The sequence below is a fragment of the Oligoflexus sp. genome, assembly GCF_035638955.1.
GTDB lineage: Bacteria > Bdellovibrionota_B > Oligoflexia > Oligoflexales > Oligoflexaceae > Oligoflexus.
The window spans coordinates 1-4,677 of the sequence record NZ_DASQYZ010000145.1; the positions used below are offsets into that span (position 1 = coordinate 1).

The 4,677-nt window shown below is 52.2% G+C and carries 4 protein-coding genes and 1 pseudogene; 3 read left to right on the forward strand and 2 right to left on the reverse strand.

The window, feature by feature from the left end:
• A pseudogene (locus tag VE954_RS14150) lies at window positions 1–869 on the forward strand (vanadium-dependent haloperoxidase); the annotation flags it as partial.
• A gap of 12 nt (window positions 870–881) precedes the next feature.
• Here VE954_RS14150 and VE954_RS14155 read toward each other — a convergent pair.
• Entirely contained in the window at window positions 882–1,559 is a 678-nt protein-coding gene (locus VE954_RS14155; protein ID WP_324953796.1) for a hypothetical protein, read from the reverse strand.
• A 183-nt stretch (window positions 1,560–1,742) separates the two neighbouring features.
• Window positions 1,743–2,288, reverse strand: a complete 546-nt coding sequence (locus VE954_RS14160; protein WP_324953798.1) for a DUF1801 domain-containing protein — start codon at window positions 2,286–2,288, stop codon at window positions 1,743–1,745.
• A gap of 290 nt (window positions 2,289–2,578) precedes the next feature.
• Here VE954_RS14160 and VE954_RS14165 point away from each other — a divergent pair, with 290 nt between their 5' ends.
• On the forward strand, window positions 2,579–3,685 hold the full coding sequence (locus VE954_RS14165) for an agmatine deiminase family protein (RefSeq protein ID WP_324953799.1): 1,107 nt from the start codon (window positions 2,579–2,581) through the stop codon (window positions 3,683–3,685).
• 144 nt (window positions 3,686–3,829) lie between these two features.
• On the forward strand, window positions 3,830–4,677 hold an 848-nt coding region (locus VE954_RS14170; protein ID WP_324953801.1), incomplete at its 3' end, for a 7TMR-DISM family protein.

Genomic DNA, 4,677 nt, shown 5'->3' on the forward strand with positions numbered 1-4,677 from the left:
CTCCCTCCGGCAATATCGGCACTCACGATGTCGATCCCTTGAATCCCGAGCAGGGCTTTCTGGACCCAGCCTGGGGCAGTGTAAGACCTTTTGCGATTCCCAATACCACACGCTTTACTGCTCCGCCGCCTCCCTCCCTGCGCAGTCGCGAGTATGCCGCGGCTTTCGACGAAGTCAAAAAACTCGGAGGAGATGGAGTGACCACCTCCACCAAACGAACGGATGAACAGACCATTATCGGCATTTTCTGGGGTTACGATGGTGCACCAGGAATCGGAACACCTCCAAGACTTTACAATCAGGTGGCCCGTACCATCGCCGTGCAGAAGAAAAATAAAGTATCCGAAAATGCTCGTCTTCTGGCACTTGTAAATATGGCCATAGCCGATGCAGCCATTCAGTGCTGGTCAGACAAGTACAAATATATTCTATGGCGTCCTATCCGAGGCATTCGCATGGGCGATCGTGATGGAAACTCTCAAACCAACGGCAACTCGGATTGGTCGCCTTTAGGTGCTCCGACCTCCAATACCCGGAATCGGAATTTTACCCCTAACTTCCCAGCCTATACCTCGGGCCATGCTGTCCTTGGCGCGGCGGGCATGGGCATGATTCAACAGTTCTACGGTACGGATAATATCGCCTTTATATTTGTATCGGATGAGTTCAATGGCAAAACCCGCGGATCGGATGGCAATATTCGTCCCTTCATCTCAAGATCCTATAGTTCCATTACGCAAGCGATTGATGAGAATGCGGATAGCCGGATCTATCTCGGCGTCCACTGGCGGTTTGACCTGACTGAAGGCGTTCAGTCAGGACTTGGCATTGCCGAATACATTGCAGAGGCCCGGTTGAAGCCTCTGTGAATGCAGATCTGACTAAAAGAAGAGTCGCTGATTGTTGCCAAAATACCAGTAATAGCGATCCGTATTATAGCGGAGGGGTTCACGGGCCCCTCCAATGACAATAAAGCCTTCTTCGACAGGAAGACGATCACCCTCGTAAATCGCATAGCCTGGGTCGAAGATGATCAAACGGATGTTGGCCCCCTCGCATTGACTTCGAATCAAACCCCCGCACATGAAGCATTCAGACAGGTGATTGGCACGCTGCGCGAATTTTCGACGGTAGTAGTCAAGGTTGAGCGGCCCTGTCCACGATTGGGCAAATTGCTGCTCATAGGGTGTATAATTCTGGCGTCCTTGTTGAATATAATGTGAGATTAAATCGTTGCCGATAGTCTGGTCGCTTCTGGAATCGTAAGTGGTATTATCATTGAACACGTCCGAAATGTTTCCGTAGACTTCATCGACGTCATATTCAGGTATCGGTCCAACATTGCTCGCTGTGATATTAGCGACAGATTCCTGGGCATAGTCCCGCACATCGTCCTGTGTTAACGTCAATCGTTCTGCTTGAGCTTGAATGGATCGGAGAAACAAGGGGCTCACAGCCGCGCCCAGGATAAGAGAGCGCCGGTTGCAACCGTTGAGGCTGGTTTTTTCTGGCTTTTTACGCACGATATAGCAGTTTTTGATAATGGATTCAGTATTCATGTTTTCCTCCGTAAGGGCGGTGCAGGAGGGGAACAGACGAGAGCATGATTGTGAATTTATTATAAAGCGCTCAAAAAAGAATCACGGATGAAACTTTCTTCCCGAGAAATCACTTTGCAGAACCCATTCCTGGCGAGCTGGGCAGGAAGCTTGAGCTTCCTGGTCGAGTGAGGCATCACGTCCTCAAAGTTTTTCTCCCGGGAGTTGGCTGGCTTGCTTCACCCACTCTGCGAATTGCAACTCATCCAGCTCGTCCTCATGGATGTCGAGGTAACGCACTTCTTTGTGCTTGGATTCGCCGGGAGGAATGGGACGCAGCGATGTCCCTCTGAAAAAGGTGACTTTCACGTATCGCGTGAAGACATGGAACGACACGAACCAGCCTTCGCCATCGATCCCATAGAAGGGCGAATTCCATTTCACGGCCTTGTGCACGTTGGGCACGCTTCGAACGATGATCGCGTCGAGCCGTCGCCCGATGTCCTGCTTCCAGCCCGGCATCGCGGCAATGTAGGCCTGCACGGGTGCATCACCTTCGCCCTTGGCGATTTGTGGATTGCCGCCGGAAAGGAGTTTCACCGGCTTTGCCTGACCCTCGGCCTGCCTGGCTTTGGGGCCTGCCTTCGGCCGAGATTTCGTCTTGACTCCCGTCTTACGTGGTTGAGCTGCTTTTGTGGCAACCCGTTTGGCTGCCCCCTTCGTCGATTTCTTTGGCGTTTTGCTAGCCATTGCGTTCACTCCAACTGATCGATTCCTATGGAATCAACAATTTTCCCAGCATCTCGTGCTGAGAGCCAGCGAAAAAAGAAACCGCCGCGAGTCCTTGCAGGTAACCCTTGGCAGGACACGTGACCCGAACTACGAACCGCGAACCATAACGCCCCAAACCTTTCAGGGAATTGGCCTGGACAAATCGTCGTGTTGATAAAAATTCCAGCTCATCAATCTTATGTCCACTTTTGCAAGCATCTCGCCTAGGCTACAGTCGTTACAATCTCCATAGAATAAGGATTGCGAGCATGAGAAACTTTCTCGGTCTATTCAGTTGGATGGTCATCATAGCAGCAGCTTCCCCTTTGCGCGCTGAAGTCACGAGCCCCCTTCCCAACTATGCAACACCCGAAGAATTGCGTTCCGCAACAGCAGCCGACTGGGAGTTTCCAAGCTACCGGGCCAGCTTCAAGCCGACACCAGGCCTGCGTCTGCCAGCAGAATATGAACCGATGGCAGCTGTGATCATGACCTATGCAGGATACCCCCAGTTCATCCAGAGCATTGCCCGTGCCGTCGTTGACGCCGGTGCTCAGGCTTACGTGCTCGGTGGCCCTTCCTCCATTTCAGGCCTGGACAGCAGTCGTTATCGATCTCTGAATATTTCTTACAACACGATTTGGGCGCGGGACTTTGGACCTGTGGCGATCAACGAGCAAACCGGTGAGCTGGCCATCGTCGATACTGTTTACCGTCACTATGCATATCGGAAAGCCGATGATGCTGTCCCCGCGCGTATTGCTGATTTTCTCGGCATGGAAAGCTATGATGCACCCATCATTTTGGATGGCGGCAACCTTATGGTGGATCGCCGAGGTCACCTCTACATGACCGAACGCACCTATGAGTGGAACAGCCAGATGAGTCGGTCGCAGGTCGACCAGCATCTCAAAGACTATTTCGGCGTTAAACAAGTTCATGTCATCCCTTATGCCGCCAGCCGACCAGGTCAACCCGCCGATGGCACGGGGCATATCGATATGTTCGTGAAAATTCTTGATGATTGTAAAGTCCTGATCGCCAAAAGCAGCTCGCAGCCCTATGCCAGCGCTATGGAAACAGCCAATCAGTATTTCAGCAGCACAGAGTGCGCCCCCGGCCGCACATGGCAGGTTTATCGGGTGCAGGCCTATGCGAGTGGTGGCGTATGGTATACCTTTACCAACTCGCTCATCGTGAATAACAGCGTTGTCATCCCTAGCTATCAAAACTATGATTCAGCGGAAGCCCGTCGCGTCTATGCGCAAGCCCTGCCCAATCATAAGCTCGTCTTCGTCAATTCAGATGATCCCATCCGGGCCGCTGGCGCCATCCATTGCACGACCAAGGAAATCCCCGCTGTTAATGGATTCTGAGTCTGATCCTGACGCCTGCAGTGCGAAACCTGCAGGCGTTTCCTTTGGGTCAGGGTTGTGGCTGACGTCCATCGCCCTAGGCAAAGATTTCCCGTTGGATTCAAACGTTCTGGCCGATAAGGGAACCAGACGTTTGGAGTCGCCGTGCGCCTGCTTTCGACCATCATTCTATTTTTCCTGCTTGTCCGATCACCCATGGGCGAGGCGGCACCCGTATTGAAAGTGGACGCGTCCAGTGTAATGAATGCACTGCCGGCTGATCCCTATCTTGAGGTCTGGGAAGACGAATCGAAGCAGGCCAGCATCCACGATCTCTTGAAAACGCCGCCAATCTTTCGCGATTTGAGCGTGGAACCTCCCCAAGCGATGGGATATTCAAAAGCCATCTTTTGGATACGCTTTCATATTGAAAACACGAGCGATGTCGAACAGAGGATCTATCTCGAAGCCACCGACCCTCAACAGTATCTCGATTTTTTCGCTCTTGATCCCGTGACCCAGCAGATTGTGGACAGACAATCGATCGGCTCGTTCCGGCCCATATCGCAGCAGAGGTTCAAATACCGTTTCCCCGTCCTGGAAGTCATCGCGCGACCGGGTCTCCAAACATTCTACTTTCGGCTCGATGTCGTTTCGGTCACCTTCCCTTACAGTTTTTGGACCAAAGACGAACTGCTGGAGAAAGCCTCGTGGGATCGCACGGCTCTTGCGTTTTTCTTTGGCTGCTTCACAATCATGGCGCTCTACCACCTCCTGCTGGGTCTCACCACAAAACGACTCGAATATTTTCTTTATGTCGGCTATCTGATCTCATTCATCCTGCTCCAAATGTTCGTAACCGGTTCAGGGTCCCTTTACTTCGGCGACGCCTGGACTCTGCCTAATCAAGGCGTGGCCGTATGGATCACGATGACAATCATTTTCACCCTGCAATTTTCGATTAGCTTTCTGCGACTGGGGCCTGAGCGTCTGAACTTGATTCGCTGGACCCT

Coding starts and splice junctions, on each gene's coding strand:
- VE954_RS14155 (WP_324953796.1), bottom strand. CDS start 1,559: ATGAATACTGAATCCATTATCAAAAACTGCTATATCGTGCGTAAAAAG.
- VE954_RS14160 (WP_324953798.1), bottom strand. CDS start 2,288: ATGGCTAGCAAAACGCCAAAGAAATCGACGAAGGGGGCAGCCAAACGG.
- VE954_RS14165 (WP_324953799.1), top strand. CDS start 2,579: ATGAGAAACTTTCTCGGTCTATTCAGTTGGATGGTCATCATAGCAGCA.